We start from the raw sequence: 18770 nt of genomic DNA, 5'->3' as shown, positions 1-18770 counted from the left end.
GTCTCATCCACTGGACATCTGACTGGAGGGCCGGAAGTGACCACCGAGCTGCGCCGTCTGCGCAACTACATCAACGGAGAATTCCGGGACGCGGCCGACGGACGGACCACCGAGGTCATCAATCCGGCGACCGGCGAGGCCTACGCCACCGCGCCGCTGTCGGGTCAGGCCGACGTGGACGCCGCGATGAAGGCCGCCGCCGACGCGTTCCCCGCCTGGCGCGACCTGACGCCCGCCGAGCGGCAGAAGGCCCTGCTCAAGATCGCCGACGCGTTCGAGGAGCGGGCCGAGGAGCTCATCGCGGCCGAGGTCGAGAACACGGGCAAGCCGACCGGACTCACCCGGTCCGAGGAGATCCCGCCCATGGTCGACCAGATCCGCTTCTTCGCGGGCGCGGCCCGGATGCTCGAAGGCCGCGCCGCCGGCGAGTACATGGAGGGTCTGACCTCCATCGTCCGCCGTGAGCCGATCGGTGTCTGCGCGCAGGTCGCGCCGTGGAACTACCCCATGATGATGGGCGTCTGGAAGTTCGCCCCGGCGCTCGCCGCGGGCAACACGGTGGTGCTCAAGCCGTCGGACACGACGCCCGCGTCGACCGTCCTGATGGCCGAGATCATCGGCTCCATCGTGCCGCCCGGCGTCTTCAACGTCGTCACCGGCGACCGCGACACCGGCCGCGCCATGGTCGAGCACCCCACCCCCGCCATGGCCTCCATCACCGGCTCCGTGCGCGCCGGCATGCAGGTCGCCGAGTCCGCCTCCAAGGACCTCAAGCGGGTCCACCTGGAGCTGGGCGGCAAGGCGCCGGTCGTGGTCTTCGAGGACACCGACATCGCCAAGGCCGTCGAGGACATCTCGGTCGCGGGCTTCTTCAACGCGGGCCAGGACTGTACGGCCGCCACGCGCGTGCTCGTCCACGAGTCCATCCACGACGACTTCGTGACGGCGCTCGCCAAGGCCGCCGCCGACACGAAGACCGGACAGCCGGACGACGAGGACGTGCTGTACGGGCCGCTCAACAACGCCAACCAGCTGAAGCAGGTCACCGGCTTCATCGAGCGGCTGCCCGCGCACGCCAAGGTCGAGGCGGGCGGCCAGCGGGTCGGCGACAAGGGCTACTTCTTCGCGCCGACCGTGGTGTCGGGCCTGAAGCAGGACGACGAGATCGTCCAGAACGAGGTCTTCGGCCCCGTCATCACCGTGCAGTCCTTCACGGACGAGGCGCAGGCCGTCGAGTACGCGAACGGCGTCGAGTACGCGCTCGCGTCCTCGGTGTGGACCAAGGACCACGCGCGCGCGATGCGGATGTCCAAGGTGCTCGACTTCGGCTGCGTGTGGATCAACACGCACATCCCCCTCGTCGCCGAGATGCCGCACGGTGGCTTCAAGAAGTCCGGCTACGGCAAGGACCTTTCGTCGTACGGCTTCGACGACTACACGCGCATCAAGCACGTGATGACGTCCATCGAGGGTTAAGCCCTTACGCCTCTCCGCACCCGCTCGCCGGGCCAGGAGGGCGGAGGTAAATCGTGTGACCCCGGAGCCGCCCCCGCGTACCGTTGCGTACGCGGGGGCGGCTCCGTGGTGTGCTTCCTTCTTTCTTCTTCTGCTAAAAGATCCGTAGCGCACCCACTCTCCGTCCCCGCTTCTTTCTGCACCACGGGGGTGGGACCTGATGACGACGACCGACACTCTCTCCGGCCTGCTGCTGCGCTGCAGGCAGAGCGTGTACGTGCCCGAAGGCCCCGGACCGTCCGCCGTGACCGAGGCAGGCGTCGTCGTCCTCGAAGCCGAACTCGCCGACCGCGGCCACCTGTTGACCGCCCCGCTGCGCCGCGCGCTGGCCGGTCTTTCCGTCGAGGACCTCGCGGCGAGCGGGCGCGCACTGCTCGCCGGCGTCGACGCCCTGATGGGCTCCGACCGCCGCCACGCACCGCTGTTCGCGCGGTTCCCCGCCGAGACCGCCTACCGGCCCGCGTACGAGCGCTACACCTCCGTCGTCGCCGAACACCTCGCCGCCCAGCCGCACCAGCCCTGCATGAACTGCGCGAACGCCACGGCACGCGTGCGCGCGCTCGACCCCTGCGCCCACCTCCTCTGCGACGACTGCCTCGGCGCGAAGAAGGCCCCCTGGAACTGCTGCGACCAGTGCTGCGAGTGGTACGAATGCCCGATCTGCGACCGGCGTTACGAGACCGACGGGCCCACCGAACCGTGGCTCGACACCGGCGCCGGGCCCGGCGGTGACGGCGGCCCCGTCCTGCGCACCCTGCGCCTCGGCGCACCCGGTGACGCCGCGGCCGAACTCGCCGCGCTGCTCGCCCGCCGCACCCCGCTGAACCGGCAGGACCACGACGACCTCGTCCTGCTCCTCGGCCACCTCGACCCGGCCGTGGCCGCCGACTGGCTGCCGCCCGCCGTCCCGCTGCGCGAGAGCAAGGCGCTCGCCCTCGCGCCGCTCCTCGACCTGCCGGCGGTGCGGCCGCTGGTCGCGCGGTACGCGGACACCGCCACCGACGTGCTGCGCATCCTCGTCGTACGCTCCGGAGGCGACCCCGACCTGCTCGAACTCCCGCGCTTGCGCGGCCTCCCGCGCCCTGCGCGCCGCGAACTGCTGGCCCTGCTCGACGGGTACGACTTCCGGCGCCTCGCCGAGGACATGGCACGCCACCCGCGCGCGTGGAAGCGGGCCGGTGAGATCCTGCACCCCTTCGAGCAGGCCCACCGCCACGCGCGCGTGGCGCTCGCCTTCGCCGCCCTGCGCTCCACCCGCGTCGGCGACGACGCGCTCGGCGAGGTGCTGCTCGCCGAGGCGGCCCGGCACGACGACGTCCGCCTCGCCGGTGACCGGCTGCGGATCGTCACCTGGCAGGCCCGCGTCGAGGAGGCGCTGGCCCGCTGGGACACCGAGGCCGCCGTCACGCTGCTGCGCGAGCGCCCCGGCGAACTCCTGCGCCGCCTGGACGTGTTGCTGGCCCGCTCGGGCGCGACGACGCTCCCGGACACCGTCGGCGAGGCGCTCGCCGACGCCCTGCCGCGCTCCGGTCCCGGGCCGCTGCTCGGCGCGTACGGCCGGATGAAGATCCGCGCGGTGCCGGGCCACCGCCGTGTCTTCTTCCCGCGCGGGCGGGTGACCAAGGCGTACGCCGTCGAGGACCACAGGCCGCCGCTGCCCGCCCGGGTCGCGGGCCGCGCGGGCGAGCTGATCGAGGCGGAGGCGGTGCGGCGCCTCGCCGAACGGGCGGGGGAGCGGTACGACGTGGCCGTCCTGGACGCCGCGCTCGCCGACCTGCCGGTGCCGTTCGCCGAGCGCGCCTCGGCCGCGTCGCTGGTCGCCGTCCCGCGCGGCAGCTCGCTGCCCCTGCCTGCGGACAGCGAGACCGTACGGCTCTTCCTGCACTGGACCCAGCCCCAGGGCACGCGCGTCGACCTCGACCTGTCCGTCGCCCTCTACGACGACCTGTGGCGCTTCATCGGCCTCTGCGACTACACGAACCTGGAGTACGCGGGCGGCGCCGCCCGGCACTCCGGGGACCTCACCTCCGCGCCCGCCCCGCACGGCGCGACCGAGTACCTGGACCTCGGCCCGGCGCGCCTCGCGCACACCGGGGTGCGGTTCGTGGTGCCCGTCGTGCTCTCGTACAACGACATCCCCTTCGACGAACTCCCGGACGCCTTCGCGGGGTTCATGGCCGTCGAGGGCAAGGAGCGCGCCGTCTACGACCCGCGCACGGTCCGGCAGCGCTTCGACCTCGCGGGCGACGCGAAGCTGGGCGTGCCGATGATCGTCGACCTGCGGACGCGGCGCGCGTGGTGGACCGACGTCACCCTCGCCACCACGGGCCTCGGCCACGACGTGTGGCGCTACCGCAAGCAGATCGGCCGGGCGGGCAACGACCTGCTCGACACCTTCCAGCCGTGCGGCCGCGCCACCCTCTGGGACCTGGCCTGCTGGACGGCGGCGGCCCGCACCGACGGCGACGTGTACGTGCGCGGCCGCGGCCACGTCCTGTGGGGCTACCGCCGCGCCGAGGACGAGCCGCGGGCCGACTTCGCGCTGCGCATACGGGACGGCTGGGAACCGGACGCGCTGCGCGCGGAGCCGGGGCCGGAGCTCGCGGGCCGGCGGGCCCTTCTCGCCCTGCTGCACGGGGAGTTGGCGGGCGCGGAGGGGGCCGCGTCCGGCACGGCGTACCGGCTCTACCCGGGGCCGGTCGACGGGGCGCCGCTGGAGCGGGTCACGGCGGGGGATCTGGCGGGGTGGCTGGAGCCGGCGGAGTGATCTTGGGCCGCTGAGCGGACGCTGGAACGGACCGTTGCAGCGGACAGCCGAAACGGGCAGTCGCAGCGGGCAGCCGCAACCGGCGCTCGAAACGAGAAGCTGATCGACAAGGTGTCGGCTCCGGGCGGCGGGGCTCGACGCTGCGTCCATTGCGGGTGCCCCGCGCGCGGGCGCATGCTGCCGGGGTGCGAGCGAACCCCGGCCCCATAGCCTCCTCCGTGTCCCGCCGTTCCCTGCTGCGCGCCCTCGGCGGCGGCGCGGCCGTCAGTACGCTCGCGGGGTGCGGGGTGCCCGCCGCGTACATCGCGCCGGGGGACCGGGCGGCGGGCGACCGCTCGGCGCGCGACAAGCGGCTGACGTTCGCCAACTGGCCGCTGTACATCGACACCGACGACGAGAACAAGACGAAACGTCCCTCGCTGGACGCCTTCGAGAAGCGGACCGGCATCGACGTCCGCTACACGGAGGAGATCAACGACAACGACGAGTTCTTCGGCAAGATCAGCCCGTCCCTGATGAACCACCAGGAGACCGGCCGCGACCTCATCGTCATCAGCGACTGGATGTGCGCGCGGTTCGTGCGGCTCGGCTGGGTCCAGGAGATGGACCGGGCGCGCCAGCCGAACGTCACCAAGTACCTGGACCCGCTGCTCCGCTCACCGCACTTCGACCCGGGCCGGAAGTTCACCGTGCCGTGGCAGTCGGGCATCACCGGCATCGCGTACAACAAGCGCAAGGTCGGCCGGGAGATCAAACGCGTCGCCGACCTGTGGGCCGACGACCTCAAGGGCCGGGTCACGCTCCTCTCCGGCCTGGACGAGGCGTTCGCGCTGCTGCTGCAGGGCGACGGCGTCGACATCACGAAGTGGACGGCGGACGACTTCCACCGGATGTGCGACAAGGTCGAGAAGATGGTGCACTCCCACCACATCCGCCGCTTCACCGGCAACGACTACATCAAGGACCTCTCCAGCGGCGACGTCCTGGCCTGCCAGGCCTACAGCGGCGACGTGATCCAGCTGCAGGCGGACGACCCGGACATCGAGTTCGTCGTCCCCGAGGAGGGCGCGGAGCTGTGGGCGGAGTCCCTGATGATCCCCAACCTGGCCCGCCACAAGCGCAACGCGGAACGGCTCGTCGACCACTACTACGAGCCGGAGGTCGCGGCGGAGCTCGCGGCCTGGGTCAACTACGTCTGCCCGGTCCCGGCCGCCCGCGACATCCTCGCCTCCTCCAAGGACAAGGAGCGCGCGGCCCTCGCGGAGGACCCACTGATCTTCCCGGACGACGCGATGCGGGGGCGCCTGGCGATCGCGCGCGACATCACGTCGAAGGAGCGGACGGGGTTCGCGAAGCGGTGGAATGCGTTGGTGGGGTTGTAGGGGCTGTAGGGGCTGCCGGTCAGGGGTGGCGTCGGCGCAGGGTTTCCCGTACGGCCGTGGCGGCGTCCTCGCCGCGCATCCGCCACACCGCCAGTTTGTCCTCCACCCTGGACGCGACCTTTCGCCACTTGAACCACGGCGGCAGGTCTCGGAACGGCACGAAGGTGAGCGTGTCGTCCACGGCCGTCTCCGCCGGGCCGCGGTGGCCCTCGGCGCGCAGCGCGGCGTACAGCTCCGGTGTCAGTTCCCCATGGAGCCGGGCGGCGGTGCCGGCCGCCGTGTAGGCGAAGGTCCGCTCGTGGAAGTCCGGGAGACGCATCGCCTTGATGATCCGCGGTGACGCCTGTGCCAGCGGGCAGTAAAAGGCCAGGCCGATCGCGGCGGAGCCGAGGTGGCGGACGCGGCCGCGTCCGTACGCGTCGTCCCACTCGGCGGGGTCGTGGAACCGCAACAGGCTCTCGTCGCCGTCCCAGTCCCAGTTCGGACCCATGGCCGCACCTCCCGTCAGGTCGTCGGCGCGGGACACTCCGCGTGTCCCGCGCGGCGCACCGGCCGCCCGGGCCTACGCCCGCACCCGCCCCCCGACCAGCTCGCTCATCATCTCAGCCGCCCGCACCGCCGCGTCCCCGCAGCAGTTGTTGAACAGGACGTGGACCTCGTCCGCCCGGTCCGCCATCGCCCGTATGCGGGGGAGCCACTGGGTCAGTTCCGCCTCCGTGTAGGCGTGGCGGAACTTGTCCTCCTTGGAGCCCGTGCCCCACGCCTCGCTCCGGCCGTGGAAACGGATTACCGCGTGGCGCGGCGAGGTGACCGGGGCCGCCGGGGGCATGGAGTGCGGCAGGCCCTGCGCCGTGTCGACCGCCACCGCCGACAGGTCCAACTCCGACAGGAGCGCCGTCGTACGGGGCCGGTGGCCCTCTTCCCACCAGTCGGGGTGGCGGAACTCCACCGCCACCGGCCAGCCCGCCGTGCGGCGCGCGCACTCCTTCAGCGCGTTCTCCGCGCGGGCGCCCGGCGCGAACCACGGCGGGAACTGGAAGAGCAGGGTTCCGAGTCGGTCCGCTGCCCGCAGCGGTTCGAGGGCTTCGCGGAAGTGCTGCCAGACGGTGTCCAGCAGTTCGGGGCCCAGCGGCCGGCCACGCAGTTCGGGCGGGAGTGCCGACTGCCGGGTCGGATGTCCCGTCAGCAGCGAGAACGCCTTCACGTCGAAGCGGAATCCGTCCGGCGTACGCTCCGCCCACAGCCGGCAGGTGCGGCTCTGCGGGAGCGCGTAGTACGTCGAGTCGACCTCCACCACGGGGAAGTTGTCGGCGTAGTGCCGCAGTCTGCCCTCCGCGTCCTTGCGCCCGCGCGGGTACCAGCCGCTGGCCATCAGCGCGCGGTCCGTCCACGAACAGGTCCCCACCAGAATCTCGCTCATCCGGCACGGGTACCCCGAAGTGTCAGGGAGTGCGCAGTGCGGTCAGGACGTCGACGCGGTTGGTGGTGATCGAGTCGACGCCTGTGTCGAGCAGCCGCCGCATCGAGCGGCGGGTGTCCGGGGTCCACGCCGAGACGAGCAGGCCCTGCCGGTGCACTTGGGCGACCAGGTCGCGGGTGACCAGCGGGAAGCGGTAGTTGAGCCAGCGCGGCTTCACCGCGTTCAGCAGGACGGGGCGGGGCGGGGCCAGGGTCGTCCAGGTCAGCGCGATCTCGGCGGCCGGGTCCGCCTCACGCACGGCCAGCATCGTCCGCCCGCCCGCGCAGTAGTACACGCGCTCCGCAGCGCCGCTCTCCGCGACGACGCCGACGACCGTGCGGACGTCGTCGTACGTCGCGCCCGGCAGATCGATCATGAGCCGGTGCCCCGCGGTCGCCGCCAGGGCCGCCGCGAGGGTCGGCACGCCGCCCTCGGTCAGCCCTTCGACCTCGGCGGCGGAGAGCGCGGCGAGCGGCCGCTCGTATCCCCACAGGCGTTCGAGCGTCGCGTCGTGCAGCAGGACGGGCACGCCGTCGCTGGTCAGGCGGACGTCGACCTCCACCGCGTCCGCGCCCCGGTCCAGCGCGGAGCGCAGGGAGGGCAGGGTGTTCTCACGGACGCGGTAGGGGTCGCCTCGGTGGGCCACAGCAGTCACGGTGCGCATGGGCCCATTGTGGTGCCGCTGTTCCTAGCGGGCGAGCCACGCCTCCGTGTACGTGTCGATCTCCTCGGCGATCCGGGCCTTGCCGGCCGGGTCGAGGAAGGACGCATCGACGGCGTTCTTCGCCAGCGCCGCGATGCCGCGCTCGTCGAGGTCCAGGAGGCGGGCCGCCACCGCGTACTCGTTGTTCAGGTCGGTGCCGAACATCGGCGGGTCGTCGGAGTTGACCGTCACGAGCACCCCGGCGTCGACGAACCGACGGATCGGGTGCTCGTCGAGGGTGCGCACGGCGCGGGTCGCGATGTTCGAGGTGGGGCACACCTCCAGCGGGATGCGGTGCTCGGCCAGGTGGGCGAGGAGCTTCGGGTCCTGGGCGGACGTGGTGCCGTGGCCGATCCGCTCGGCGTGCAGGTGGGTGAGGGCGTCCCAGACCGTCTCGGGCCCCGTGGTCTCGCCGGCGTGCGGGACCGAGTGCAGGCCCGCCGCGATGGCACGGTCGAAGTACGGGGCGAACTGCGGGCGCGGCACGCCGATCTCGGGCCCGCCGAGCCCGAAGGAGACCAGGCCCTCGGGGCGCAGCGCGTCGGTGGTGGCCAGCCGCACCGTCTCCTCGGCCGACTCGAGCCCGGCCTCGCCGGGGATGTCGAAGCACCAGCGCAGTACGGTGCCGAACTCGGCCTCGGCGGCCTTGCGGGCGTCCTCGATGGCGGCCATGAAGGCGCGGTCGTCGATGCCGCGGCGGACGGAGGAGTACGGGGTGATGGTCAGCTCGGCGTAGCGGACGTTCTGCCGCGCCATGTCGCGGGCCACCTCGAAGGTGAGCAGGCGGACGTCGTCCGGGGTGCGGATCAGGTCCACGACGGAGAGGTACACCTTGATGAAGTGCGCGAAGTCCGTGAACGTGAAGTAGTCGACGAGCGCCTCGGGGTCGGTCGGCACCGCGGAGTCGCGGTGCCGGGCGGCGAGCTCGGAGACGATGCGGGGGGAGGCCGATCCCACGTGGTGCACATGCAGTTCCGCCTTGGGCAGGCCCTCGATGAAGGCGTGCGGGTCTGTGGCGGTGCTGGCTGCGGTCTGCTGGTCGGTCACGGTTTCCTCCCCAGGAACGGGCTTGATCGGCTGATCGATGGGTCGGGATCATCGTAGGCGGCGGGCCGGACGGGGTCGGTGGGGGCCGGACGGGGCGGGCAGGGGCCGTAGCATGACGGAGCGTAGGAAAACGGATGAAAGAGGTGACCCGTGATGTCCGCCGGTTCCGAGGGCGACAACGAGGGCGGCGCGGGGGCTCCGGAAGGACGGGATCCTTGGGCGCCGCCGGCTGAGGATGCGAAGGCGCCGGGCCGGGGGCCGGGTGCGGCCGGTGGTTCCGCGTCCGTGCACGACCAGTGGACGGTCACGTCGATGCCGGGGGCCTACCCCCCTCCGGTTCAGGGCCCGGGCCCGCACGCGGCGCCTCCCGTCGGCAACCCCTTCGCGGCGCCCGGCGAGCCCGTGCCGCCGCCCCCGATCTCGCCGGACGGACCGGGCCGGATGCCGTACGGGTATGAGTACGGGTACGGACACGGGTACGGGTATCCGGGGCCGCCCGGCGGCGCTCCGGGGTACGGCTACCCGGGTCAGCAGGGGTACCCCGGCTACCAGGGGGCCCCGGGCGCGCCCGGGTACGGATGGCCCGCCCTGCCGATGGCGCCCGCGAACGGCATGGGCGTGACCGCACTGGTCCTGGGGATCATCGCGGCGGTCGGCTTCTGCCTGTGGCCGCTGGCGATCGTCGTCGGCATCCTGGCGGTGATCTTCGGCGCGGTGGGGCGCGGGAAGGCGCGGCGCGGTGAGGCGACCAATGGGGGACAGGCCCTCGCGGGGATCATCTGCGGGGCGGCCGGGGTCGTCCTGAGTGTCGCCGTCCTGGTGATCCTGCTCGTGGTGCCGGACGAGGACACCGACGCGGCGCGCTCCGAGGCTCCGACTGTCGCCGCCTCGTCGACCATGGGGCGCTAGCCCCACCGGCCCCACCGCTCACGCGTCACGCACCGCTCACCCGATCCGCCCCCGCGCCTCCATCAGCGCGAAGCCGAGCAGGTTCGGCCCGAGCCATCGGGTCGGGTCCGGTATCCGTGGGTCGTCCGCCGCCAGGCCCACGCCCCAGACGCGGTCGAGGGGGCTCGCCTCGACCAGGACGCGACTCCCCGTCCCGCGCAGGAACGCACCGAGCGCCGGGTCCGACGTGAACTTGTGGACGCTGCCCTCGACCACGATCCCGTACCGCTCACGGGCCCAGGTCGCCTCGTCGAAGTCCCGTACGAGCCGTCCCGCCTTCTTGGCCTCCGCGGGGGTACGGGCCGTGCGCGCCGCGTGCTCCGCGTCCGCGTCGCCGAAGAGGCGGGCCTTGGCGGCCATCATCCAGTGCTCGGCCGTCGCGTACGCCACGCCGTCCACCGTGAACGGCGCCGGCCACCACTGGCTGAGACAGCTCGCGCCCAGGGTGCCGTCGCGGCGCGGGGTGTGGCCCCAGAAGGGCAGGTACTTCACCTTCTCGCCGGCGCGCACCGCCCGGACCAGCGTCTCCACCGAGCGGACCGCCTCGATCTCCGTCATGCACGCGAGTGTGGCAGGCACCACTGACACTCCGTCCCTGGTTTTCCGCGAGCACTCGACACCTGGTCGACAGAATTCGTCGCGTAACCAAAAGGCAACAACGGAATCACTTGTTGGGCTATCACAGCTCTGTCAGGATCGGCACTCAAATCGATCTGGAGCTACGCCGACCCCCGCGGGACGGGGAGGGCGGCGGAGGAGAGCGTCATGCACAACTTCCAGGCGCAGGACCACTTCGCGGACGGCGCGCAGTACATCGCCGGACGGCTGACCAAGGGAACCTCGGGCCGTACCCACGCCGTCGTCGACCCCGCCACGGGCGACGACGTCCTCACGTACGAGCTGGCCGGAAGAGACGACGTGGACGCCGCCGTCGCCGCGGCCGCCGAGGCCTTCCCCGGCTGGGCGGGCGCCACCCCGGGCGAGCGCTCCGACGCCCTGCATCGCTTCGCGGGCGTGCTCGCCGACCGTGCCGAGGAGTTCGCGCAGGCCGAGTCGGTGCAGTGCGGCAAGCCGATCAAGCTGAGCCGCGAGTTCGACGTCCCGGGGACGGTCGACAACGCCGCCTTCTTCGCGGGCGCGGCCCGCCATCTGCAGGGCCAGTCGGCCGGCGAGTACACCGGCGACCACACCTCGTACGTACGCCGTGAGCCCATCGGCGTCGTCGGCTCCATCGCGCCCTGGAACTATCCGCTCCAGATGGCCGCCTGGAAGGTCCTGCCGGCCATCGCCGCGGGCAACACCATCGTCCTGAAGCCCGCCGAGCTCACCCCCTTCACCTCGCTCCTCTTCGCGCAGGCCGCCACCGAGGCCGGCATCCCCGACGGCGTCCTCAACATCGTCTCGGGCGCGGGCAAGGACGCCGGCGAACACCTGGTGGGCCACCCCGACGTCGCCATGACCTCCTTCACCGGCTCCACCGGCGTCGGCAAGCGCGTCGCCGAGATCGCCACCGCCACCGTCAAGCGGCTGCACCTGGAGCTCGGCGGCAAGGCGCCCTTCGTGGTGTTCGACGACGCCGACCTGGAGGCCGCCGTGCACGGCGCCGTCGCCGGCGCGCTCATCAACTCCGGGCAGGACTGCACGGCCGCCACGCGCGCGTACGTGCAGCGTCCGCTGTACGACGCCTTCGTGCAGGGCGTCGCCGACCTCATGGAGACCGTGCGGCTCGGCGACCCGTTCGACCCCGGCACCGACATGGGGCCGCTCATCTCGCACACGCACCGCGACCGCGTCGCCGGATTCGTCGAGCGGGCCCGCTCCTACGCGCGCGTGGTGACCGGCGGCGAGGCGCTCACGCACCCCGGCGCGTACTACAAGCCCACCCTCATCGCCGACGCCGCGCAGGACAGCGAGATCGTGCAGGCCGAGATCTTCGGACCGGTGCTCGTCGTGCTGCCCTTCGACTCCGACGACGAGGGCATCCGGCTCGCCAACGACACCCCGTACGGCCTCGCCGCCTCCGCCTGGAGCCGTGACGTCTTCCGCGCCAACCGCGCCACCCGCGAGATCAAGGCCGGCTGCGTCTGGGTCAACGACCACATCCCGATCCTCAGCGAGATGCCGCACGGCGGTTACAAGGCGTCCGGCTACGGCAAGGACATGTCCGCGTACTCGTTTGAGGAGTACACGCAGGTCAAGCACGTCATGTTCGACAACACCGCGGTGGTCCGCAAGGACTGGCACCGCACGATCTTCGGGGACCGGTAGTCAGGCAGCCACGTCGACCCAGGCCGCGTGACCGGCGGCCGCCTTCCTCCCGAAAGGGCAATCACGCGCATGGAGCAGTACGAGCCCGAACGCCTCTCCCCGGCCCAGCGGGCCGCCATGCACCGCAGCCTCACCAACGGCAGGGCCGCCCTGACCCGCCGTACCCTGCTGCGCGCCTCCACGGGCGGCGCGCTCGCCGTCGGCGGACTCGGGGGCCTGAGCGCCTGCGGGATCCCCGCGGCGGGCAAGAGCCAGGGCGAGGTCTCGTCCGATGACCACTCGGGGCAGGAGAAGCGGATCGCCTTCTCCAACTGGACCGAGTACATGGACGTCGACGAGAAGGACGAGAACCGGCGGCCCACCCTGGAGGCGTTCACCAAACGCACCGGGATCGAGGTCAAGTACACCGAGGACATCAACGACAACGTCGAGTTCTTCGGGAAGCTGAAGCCGCAGCTCGCGGCGGGCCAGGACACCGGGCGCGACCTCATCTGCGTCACCGACTGGCTGGCGGCCCGGCTGATCCGCCTCGGCTGGGTGCAGAAGCTGGACCCGGCCAACCTGCCGCACGCGTACAGCAACCTCTCCGCCCAGTTCCGCGACCCCGACTGGGACCCCGGCCGCGCCTACTCCTACCCCTGGACGGGCATCTCCACGGTCATCGCGTACAACAAGAAGGCGACCGGCGGAAAGAAGATCACCTCGGTGTCCGAGCTGCTCGACGAGCCGAAGCTGAAGGGGCGCGTGGGGTTCCTCTCGGAGATGCGCGACAGCGTCGGCATGACGCTCATCGACATGGGCAAGGACCCCGCGGACTTCACCGACGACGACTTCGACGCGGCCATCGCCCGCCTCCAGAAGGCCGTCGACAAGAAGCAGATCCGCCGCTTCACCGGCAACGACTACACCTCCGACCTGGCCAAGGGCGACATGGCCGCCTGCCTCGGCTGGGCCGGTGACATCGTGCAACTGCAGGCCGACAACCCCGACATCGGCTTCCACATCCCCGACCGGGGCTACGTCACCTCCACGGACAACCTGTTGGTCCCGATCAAGGCGCGCCACAAGCGCAACGCCGAACGGCTCATCGACTACTACTACGAGCCCGAACCGGCGGCCCGCCTCGCGGCCTACATCAACTACGTCTGCCCGGTGGACGGGGTGCGCGACGCGCTCGCGAAGATCGACCCGGACGCCGCCGCGAACCCGCTGATCCTTCCCGACAAGGAGATGAAGGAGAAGTCCCGTGCCTTCCGCTCGCTGACGTCGAAGGAAGAGACCGCGTACGAAGAGAAGTTCGCGAAGCTGACCGGCGCGTGACGCTTCTGTGCATGGGCCCGTTTCTCGGCCGCGGGTCCGTCGTGGCTTGTCGCGCGGTTCCCCGCGCCCCTTGTGCGCCCCTCGCGGGCCGGCCCTTCCTCTCCCCTCGACTCCCCCCTGGACCCACCATGACCACTGCTCAAGAACACGGCGGCGATGTCCGTCTCAGCGGGATCAGCAAGACGTACGGCTCCTTCACCGCCGTGCAGCCGCTCGACCTCACCGTGCCGCAGGGCTCCTTCTTCGCGCTGCTCGGCGCCTCCGGATGCGGCAAGACCACCACGCTCCGCATGATCGCGGGCCTGGAGGAGCCGAGTTCGGGGACCGTGCACCTCGGCGACCAGGACGTCACCGCCCTGCCGCCGTACAAGCGGCCGGTGAACACCGTCTTCCAGTCGTACGCGCTCTTCCCGCACCTCGACATCTTCGAGAACGTCGCCTTCGGCCTGCGCCGGCGCGGCATCAAGTCGGTCAAGGGCAAGGTCGGCGAGATGCTCGACCTGGTCCAGCTCGGCGAGCAGGCCCGCAAGAAGCCGCACCAGCTCTCCGGCGGCCAGCAGCAGCGCGTCGCCGTCGCCCGCGCGCTCATCAACCACCCCAAGGTGCTCCTCCTCGACGAGCCGCTCGGCGCCCTCGACCTCAAGTTGCGCCGCCAGATGCAGCTGGAGCTCAAGCGCATCCAGACCGAGGTCGGCATCACCTTCGTGCACGTCACGCACGATCAGGAGGAGGCCATGACGATGGCCGACACCGTGGCCGTGATGAACGGCGGCCGGGTCGAACAGCTCGGCGCCCCCGCCGACCTGTACGAGAACCCGCGCACCACCTTCGTCGCCAACTTCCTCGGCACCTCCAACTTCATCGAGGCGGAGGTGCAGGGCGGCGGCGACGACCTCGTCGTCAAGGCGGGCGACTGCAAGCTGACGCTGCCCGCCGCGCGATGTACCGGCCCCACCGCCACCGGCGCGAAGGTCCTCGTCGGCGTCCGCCCGGAGAAGATCTCCCTCACCCACGCCGACGACGCCGGGCAGATCCCCGACGGCCGCAACCGCATCACCGGCCGCATCGCCGACTCCAGCTTCATCGGCGTCTCCACCCAGTACGTCGTCCGCAGCCCGCTCTGCCCCTCCTTCGAGGTGTACGCGCAGAACGTGGAGCGCGACGGCAGGCTCACCCCCGGCGCCGAGGTCGTCCTGCACTGGAACCCCGCGCACACCTTCGGCCTGGACGCCGCCCAGGACGTCCAGGCGGGCGTCGAGAAGGTCGAGGAGGACACCTCCGCATGACCACCGTGACCGACGCGCCACCGCCGACGGCGCCCGCTCCACAGGCGCCACCCGCACGCAAGCCCCGCAAGCGCGGCCGCCTCGTCCCCTACTGGCTGCTGCTCCCCGGCATCCTCTGGCTGATCGTCTTCTTCGCGCTGCCGCTGGTCTACCAGGCGTCGACCTCCGTGCAGACCGGTTCGCTCGAAGAGGGCTTCAAGGTCACCTGGCACTTCGCCACCTACTGGGACGCCCTCACCGACTACTGGCCGCAGTTCCTGCGCTCGGTGCTCTACGCGGGCGCCGCCACCGTCCTGTGCCTGCTGCTCGGCTATCCGCTCGCCTACCTCATCGCGTTCCGCGCGGGCCGCTGGCGCAACATCATCCTCGTCCTGGTCATCGCGCCGTTCTTCACCAGCTTCCTCATCCGCACGCTGGCGTGGAAGACGATCCTCGCCGACGGCGGCCCGGTGGTGGGCGCCCTCAACTCGCTGCACGTCCTCGACGTCACCAGCTGGCTGGGGGTCACGGCCGGCGACCGGGTCCTCGCCACCCCGCTCGCGGTGATCTGCGGCCTCACGTACAACTTCCTGCCGTTCATGATCCTGCCGCTCTACACCTCGCTGGAGCGCATCGACGGGCGGCTGCACGAGGCCGCGGGCGACCTGTACGCCACGCCCGCCACGACCTTCCGCAAGGTGACCTTCCCGCTCTCCATGCCGGGCGTCGTATCCGGGACGCTGCTCACCTTCATCCCGGCCGCGGGCGACTACGTCAACGCCGACCTCCTCGGATCCACCGACACGCGCATGGTCGGCAACGTCATCCAGACGCAGTTCCTGCGCATCCTGGATTACCCGACGGCCGCCGCGCTCTCCTTCATCCTCATGGCCGCCATCCTCTTCATGGTGACCTTCTACATCCGCAAGTCAGGGACGGAGGATCTCGTCTGATGGCCGCCCTCTTCCGCTGGCTGCGACGCAATGCCGTCGTCATCGCGGGCCTGTTGACGCTCGCCTATCTGCTGCTTCCCAACGTCGTCGTGACGGTGTTCTCCTTCAACAAGCCGAAGGGGCGCTTCAATTACTCCTGGCAGGAATTCTCGCTCGACGCCTGGAAGAATCCGTGCGGCGTCGCCGACATGTGCGGCTCGCTCTCGCTGAGCCTGCAGATCGCCACCTGGGCGACGATCGGCGCGACCGTGCTCGGCACGATGATCGCCTTCGCGCTCGTGCGCTACCGGTTCCGCGCGCGCGGCGCCATCAACTCGCTGATCTTCCTGCCGATGGCGATGCCCGAGGTCGTCATGGCCGCCTCGCTGCTCACGCTCTTCCTCAACATGGGTGCGCAGCTGGGCTTCTGGACGGTCCTCATCGCCCACATCATGTTCTGCCTCAGCTTCGTGGTGACCGCCGTCAAGGCGCGCGTCATGTCGATGGACCCCCGCCTGGAACAGGCCGCGCAGGACCTCTACGCCGGTCCCGTGCAGACGTTCCTGCGGGTGACGCTGCCGATCGCCGCGCCCGGCATCGCGGCGGGCGCGCTGCTCGCCTTCGCGCTCTCCTTCGACGACTTCATCATCACGAATTTCAACGCGGGCTCGACTGTGACGTTCCCCATGTTCGTCTGGGGATCGGCGCAGCGGGGCACGCCCGTTCAGATCAATGTGATCGGTACGGCGATGTTCCTCGTCGCCGTCCTGCTCGTGCTCTCCGGAATGCTCATCGGCAAACGCCGCAACAGGCAGTCCCGGTAGTACCCGAAATTTCTGAAGGAGTGGAAATCATGGCCCCTGGTGCCATGACCCGTTTCACCGAGTCCCGTTTCACCGAGTCCCTTTCCGACGCCAAGCCGGTGTCCTTCTGGCTCGACGACCCCGCCCGGCCGTCCCCCGAGCCCGCCCTCACCGGCGACGAGCGGTGCGACCTGCTCGTCGTCGGCGGCGGGTACAGCGGCCTGTGGACCGCGCTCATCGCCAAGGAGCGCGACCCGCACCGCGACGTCGTCCTCGTCGAGGGCAAAGAGGCGGGCTGGGCCGCCTCCGGCCGCAACGGCGGCTTCTGCGCCGCCTCCCTCACCCACGGCATCGGCAACGGCCTGTCCCGCTGGCCCGGCGAGATCGCGAAGCTGGAGGAGCTCGGTGCGCGCAACCTCGACGAGATCGAGGCGGCCGTCAAGCGGTACTCCATCGACTGCGACTTCGAGCGCACCGGCGAGATCGACGTCGCCACCGAGCCGCACCAGCTGGCCGAACTCCACGAGATGTACGCGGAGATGGCCGAGCACGGCCTCGCCGAGGGCTCCGAGCTGCTCGACGCGGACGCGCTGCGCGAGCACGTCGACTCGCCGACGTTCCTCGGCGGCCTCTGGGACCGCGACGGCGTCGCCATGCTCAACCCGGCGAAGCTGGCGTGGGGCCTGAAGCGGGCGTGCCTGACGAAGGGCGTGCGCGTGTACGAGCACACGCCCGCCCTCGAACTGGCCTCCTCCGGCGCCGGGATGGCGGTCCGCACGCCGTACGGCAGGGTCTTCGCCGGCCAGGTCGTTCTCGCCACGAACATCTTCCCCTCGCTGGTCAAGCGGCTGCGCCCGTACACCGTCCCGGTCTACGACTACGCGCTGATGACCGAGCCGCTGACCGACGAGCAGCTGGCGGCCGTCGGCTGGAAGAACCGCCAGGGCCTCGGCGACAGCGCGAACCAGTTCCACTACTTCCGGCTCTCCGCCGACAACCGCATCCTGTGGGGCGGCTACGACGCGATCTATCCGTTCGGCGGGAAGGTGCGGGCGGAGTACGACGACCGGCCGGAGACCTACGCGAAGCTGGCCGGCCACTTCTTCGCCTGCTTCCCGCAGTTGGAAGGGGTGCGCTTCACGCACGCGTGGGGCGGCGCGATCGACACGTGCTCGCGCTTCTCGGCGTTCTTCGGCACGGCCCACAAGGGCCGCGTCGCCTACGCGGCCGGCTACACGGGCCTCGGTGTAGGGGCGACCCGGTTCGGCGCCGACGTCATGCTGGACCTGCTCTCCGGCGAGCGCACGGAGCGTACGGAGCTGGAGATGGTCCGCACGAAGCCGCTGCCGTTCCCGCCCGAGCCGTTCGCGTGGACCGGCGTCGCCCTGACCAAGTGGTCGCTCGCCCGGTCCGACGCCAACGGCGGCAGGCGCAACCTCTGGCTCAAGACGATGGACAAGCTGGGGCTCGGCTTCGACAGCTGAGCGGCCGACGGCCGGCGGCCTGGGGGCTGTGCGGTCGAAGGGTCACTGAGCGGGCTGGGCTCGACCGGCGTACGCCCCGCCCGACCCTCGCGCCCCTTTTCGCTACCAACTGGTAGCGGGAACCCGCGTAATGCCCGGCCCCGGAACCTCTCTCCCTTGTGACGCGCGCTGTCGCGCACCGTCGTCGCAGAGGAGAGAGGTTCTGTCATGACTGGCTCGGGTGGCTCGAGTGGCACGGGTGGGTTCGGTGGCTCAGGTGGGTCCGGGGGCACCGGGATGAGGGCGGCCGTCGAATGGCTCGTGTCGGTGGCGCCGGACCCGGAGGCCTGCCGCTGGGAGTGGGAGCGCCATCCGCTCGGGGTCGCGCTCCTGCCGGCCGGGCGGGGCTGGGACGTGCTGATCCTGCCCGGCGGCCTCGGCTACGCCACGCTCGACGTGCTGACCCGCTGCGTGGAGCGGCCCGGCCCCGTGCTCGTGGGCCCCGGTGACGAGCGCCTGGGGTTCTTCGTGCCGCCGGGCACCGCGTCCCGCTGGCTGGCCACGGGCGTACGGGGCGCCGGCGACGGCACGTGGATCGTCGTGCCCTATCCCGGCCGGGCCGCGGGCGGCGTCCGCTGGCTGGTCCTGCCCGACGGCTCCGGCACGCTCACCGATCCGGCGCTGCTCGAACGCGCGATGCACGAGGCGGCCGCGCGGCTCGCCCGGGAGGGCAGGCAGGGCTGGGAGGGCAGGGTGGCCCGGGAGGGCGGGGAGGACGGAGCGTGAGGCGCCGGACATGACGCGTGAGGAGCCAGCCGTGACGCGCGAGGCGCCGACCATTACCGGTGCGGCGCCGGACATGACCCGTGCGGCGCCGGACCTCTTGACAACTCGATTG

16 protein-coding genes are annotated in these 18770 nt (G+C 71.4%); 11 read left to right on the top strand and 5 right to left on the bottom strand.

What is annotated here, in order from left to right:
* Window positions 1–36 precede the first annotated feature (36 nt).
* From ACFYO9_RS00385 to ACFYO9_RS00375, 3 genes are all read left to right on the top strand, one after another.
* Window positions 37–1476, top strand: a complete 1440-nt coding sequence (locus ACFYO9_RS00385; protein ID WP_358709504.1) for a gamma-aminobutyraldehyde dehydrogenase — start codon at window positions 37–39, stop codon at window positions 1474–1476.
* Window positions 1477–1675: 199 nt separating this feature from the next.
* A complete protein-coding gene (locus tag ACFYO9_RS00380; RefSeq protein WP_358773911.1) occupies window positions 1676–4282 on the top strand; it encodes an MXAN_6230/SCO0854 family RING domain-containing protein in 2607 nt (868 codons plus the stop codon).
* Between the two features lie 218 nt (window positions 4283–4500).
* Entirely contained in the window at window positions 4501–5664 is a 1164-nt protein-coding gene (locus ACFYO9_RS00375; protein ID WP_355811810.1) for an extracellular solute-binding protein, read from the top strand.
* Window positions 5665–5683: 19 nt separating this feature from the next.
* Here the strand turns inward: ACFYO9_RS00375 and ACFYO9_RS00370 are convergent, their stop codons facing one another.
* From ACFYO9_RS00370 to ACFYO9_RS00355, 4 genes are all read right to left on the bottom strand, one after another.
* Window positions 5684–6154, bottom strand: a complete 471-nt coding sequence (locus ACFYO9_RS00370) for a hypothetical protein (protein WP_355811812.1) — start codon at window positions 6152–6154, stop codon at window positions 5684–5686.
* Between the two features lie 72 nt (window positions 6155–6226).
* Entirely contained in the window at window positions 6227–7084 is an 858-nt protein-coding gene (locus ACFYO9_RS00365) for a DUF72 domain-containing protein (protein WP_358773909.1), read from the bottom strand.
* A gap of 22 nt (window positions 7085–7106) precedes the next feature.
* A complete protein-coding gene (locus tag ACFYO9_RS00360) occupies window positions 7107–7787 on the bottom strand; it encodes a glycerophosphodiester phosphodiesterase (protein WP_358773907.1) in 681 nt (226 codons plus the stop codon).
* Between the two features lie 24 nt (window positions 7788–7811).
* The gene (locus ACFYO9_RS00355; protein ID WP_388665874.1) at window positions 7812–8873 is read right to left on the bottom strand and encodes an adenosine deaminase; all 1062 of its coding nucleotides are present in this window, start codon (window positions 8871–8873) and stop codon (window positions 7812–7814) included.
* Between the two features lie 153 nt (window positions 8874–9026).
* On the opposite strand from ACFYO9_RS00355, the gene ACFYO9_RS00350 reads away from it, so the two are divergent.
* Window positions 9027–9782 carry a DUF4190 domain-containing protein gene (locus ACFYO9_RS00350; protein WP_358773905.1) on the top strand — a complete coding sequence of 252 codons (756 nt, stop codon included), beginning with the start codon at window positions 9027–9029 and terminating at the stop codon, window positions 9780–9782.
* Between the two features lie 36 nt (window positions 9783–9818).
* Here ACFYO9_RS00350 and ACFYO9_RS00345 read toward each other — a convergent pair whose 3' ends face one another.
* Complete coding sequence (locus ACFYO9_RS00345) at window positions 9819–10379, bottom strand: NADAR family protein (RefSeq protein ID WP_355811824.1); 561 nt, start codon at window positions 10377–10379, stop codon at window positions 9819–9821.
* Window positions 10380–10586: 207 nt separating this feature from the next.
* Here ACFYO9_RS00345 and ACFYO9_RS00340 point away from each other — a divergent pair, with 207 nt between their 5' ends.
* The 7 genes from ACFYO9_RS00340 (at window position 10587) to ACFYO9_RS00310 (ending at window position 18658) form a co-directional block, all read left to right on the top strand.
* A complete protein-coding gene (locus ACFYO9_RS00340) occupies window positions 10587–12089 on the top strand; it encodes a gamma-aminobutyraldehyde dehydrogenase (protein ID WP_358773903.1) in 1503 nt (500 codons plus the stop codon).
* Window positions 12090–12158: 69 nt separating this feature from the next.
* The gene (locus ACFYO9_RS00335; RefSeq protein ID WP_358773901.1) at window positions 12159–13409 is read left to right on the top strand and encodes a spermidine/putrescine ABC transporter substrate-binding protein; all 1251 of its coding nucleotides are present in this window, start codon (window positions 12159–12161) and stop codon (window positions 13407–13409) included.
* 128 nt (window positions 13410–13537) lie between these two features.
* The gene (locus tag ACFYO9_RS00330) at window positions 13538–14695 is read left to right on the top strand and encodes an ABC transporter ATP-binding protein (RefSeq protein ID WP_358773899.1); all 1158 of its coding nucleotides are present in this window, start codon (window positions 13538–13540) and stop codon (window positions 14693–14695) included.
* A complete protein-coding gene (locus ACFYO9_RS00325) occupies window positions 14692–15627 on the top strand; it encodes an ABC transporter permease (protein ID WP_358773898.1) in 936 nt (311 codons plus the stop codon). The genes ACFYO9_RS00330 and ACFYO9_RS00325 overlap by 4 nt, the downstream gene beginning before the upstream one ends.
* Window positions 15627–16430, top strand: a complete 804-nt coding sequence (locus ACFYO9_RS00320) for an ABC transporter permease (RefSeq protein WP_355811838.1) — start codon at window positions 15627–15629, stop codon at window positions 16428–16430. The genes ACFYO9_RS00325 and ACFYO9_RS00320 overlap by 1 nt, the downstream gene beginning before the upstream one ends.
* Window positions 16431–16459: 29 nt before the next feature.
* On the top strand, window positions 16460–17893 hold the full coding sequence (locus tag ACFYO9_RS00315) for an FAD-dependent oxidoreductase (protein ID WP_355811841.1): 1434 nt from the start codon (window positions 16460–16462) through the stop codon (window positions 17891–17893).
* 276 nt (window positions 17894–18169) lie between these two features.
* On the top strand, window positions 18170–18658 hold the full coding sequence (locus ACFYO9_RS00310) for a hypothetical protein (protein ID WP_355812017.1): 489 nt from the start codon (window positions 18170–18172) through the stop codon (window positions 18656–18658).
* The last annotated feature ends 112 nt before the right edge of the window (window positions 18659–18770 follow it).

It is taken from the genome of Streptomyces sp. NPDC005863 (assembly GCF_042871345.1).
GTDB lineage: Bacteria > Actinomycetota > Actinomycetes > Streptomycetales > Streptomycetaceae > Streptomyces.
The sequence above is the reverse complement of the archived record's forward strand: the minus strand, read 5'-3'. Positions and strand labels throughout refer to the sequence as shown.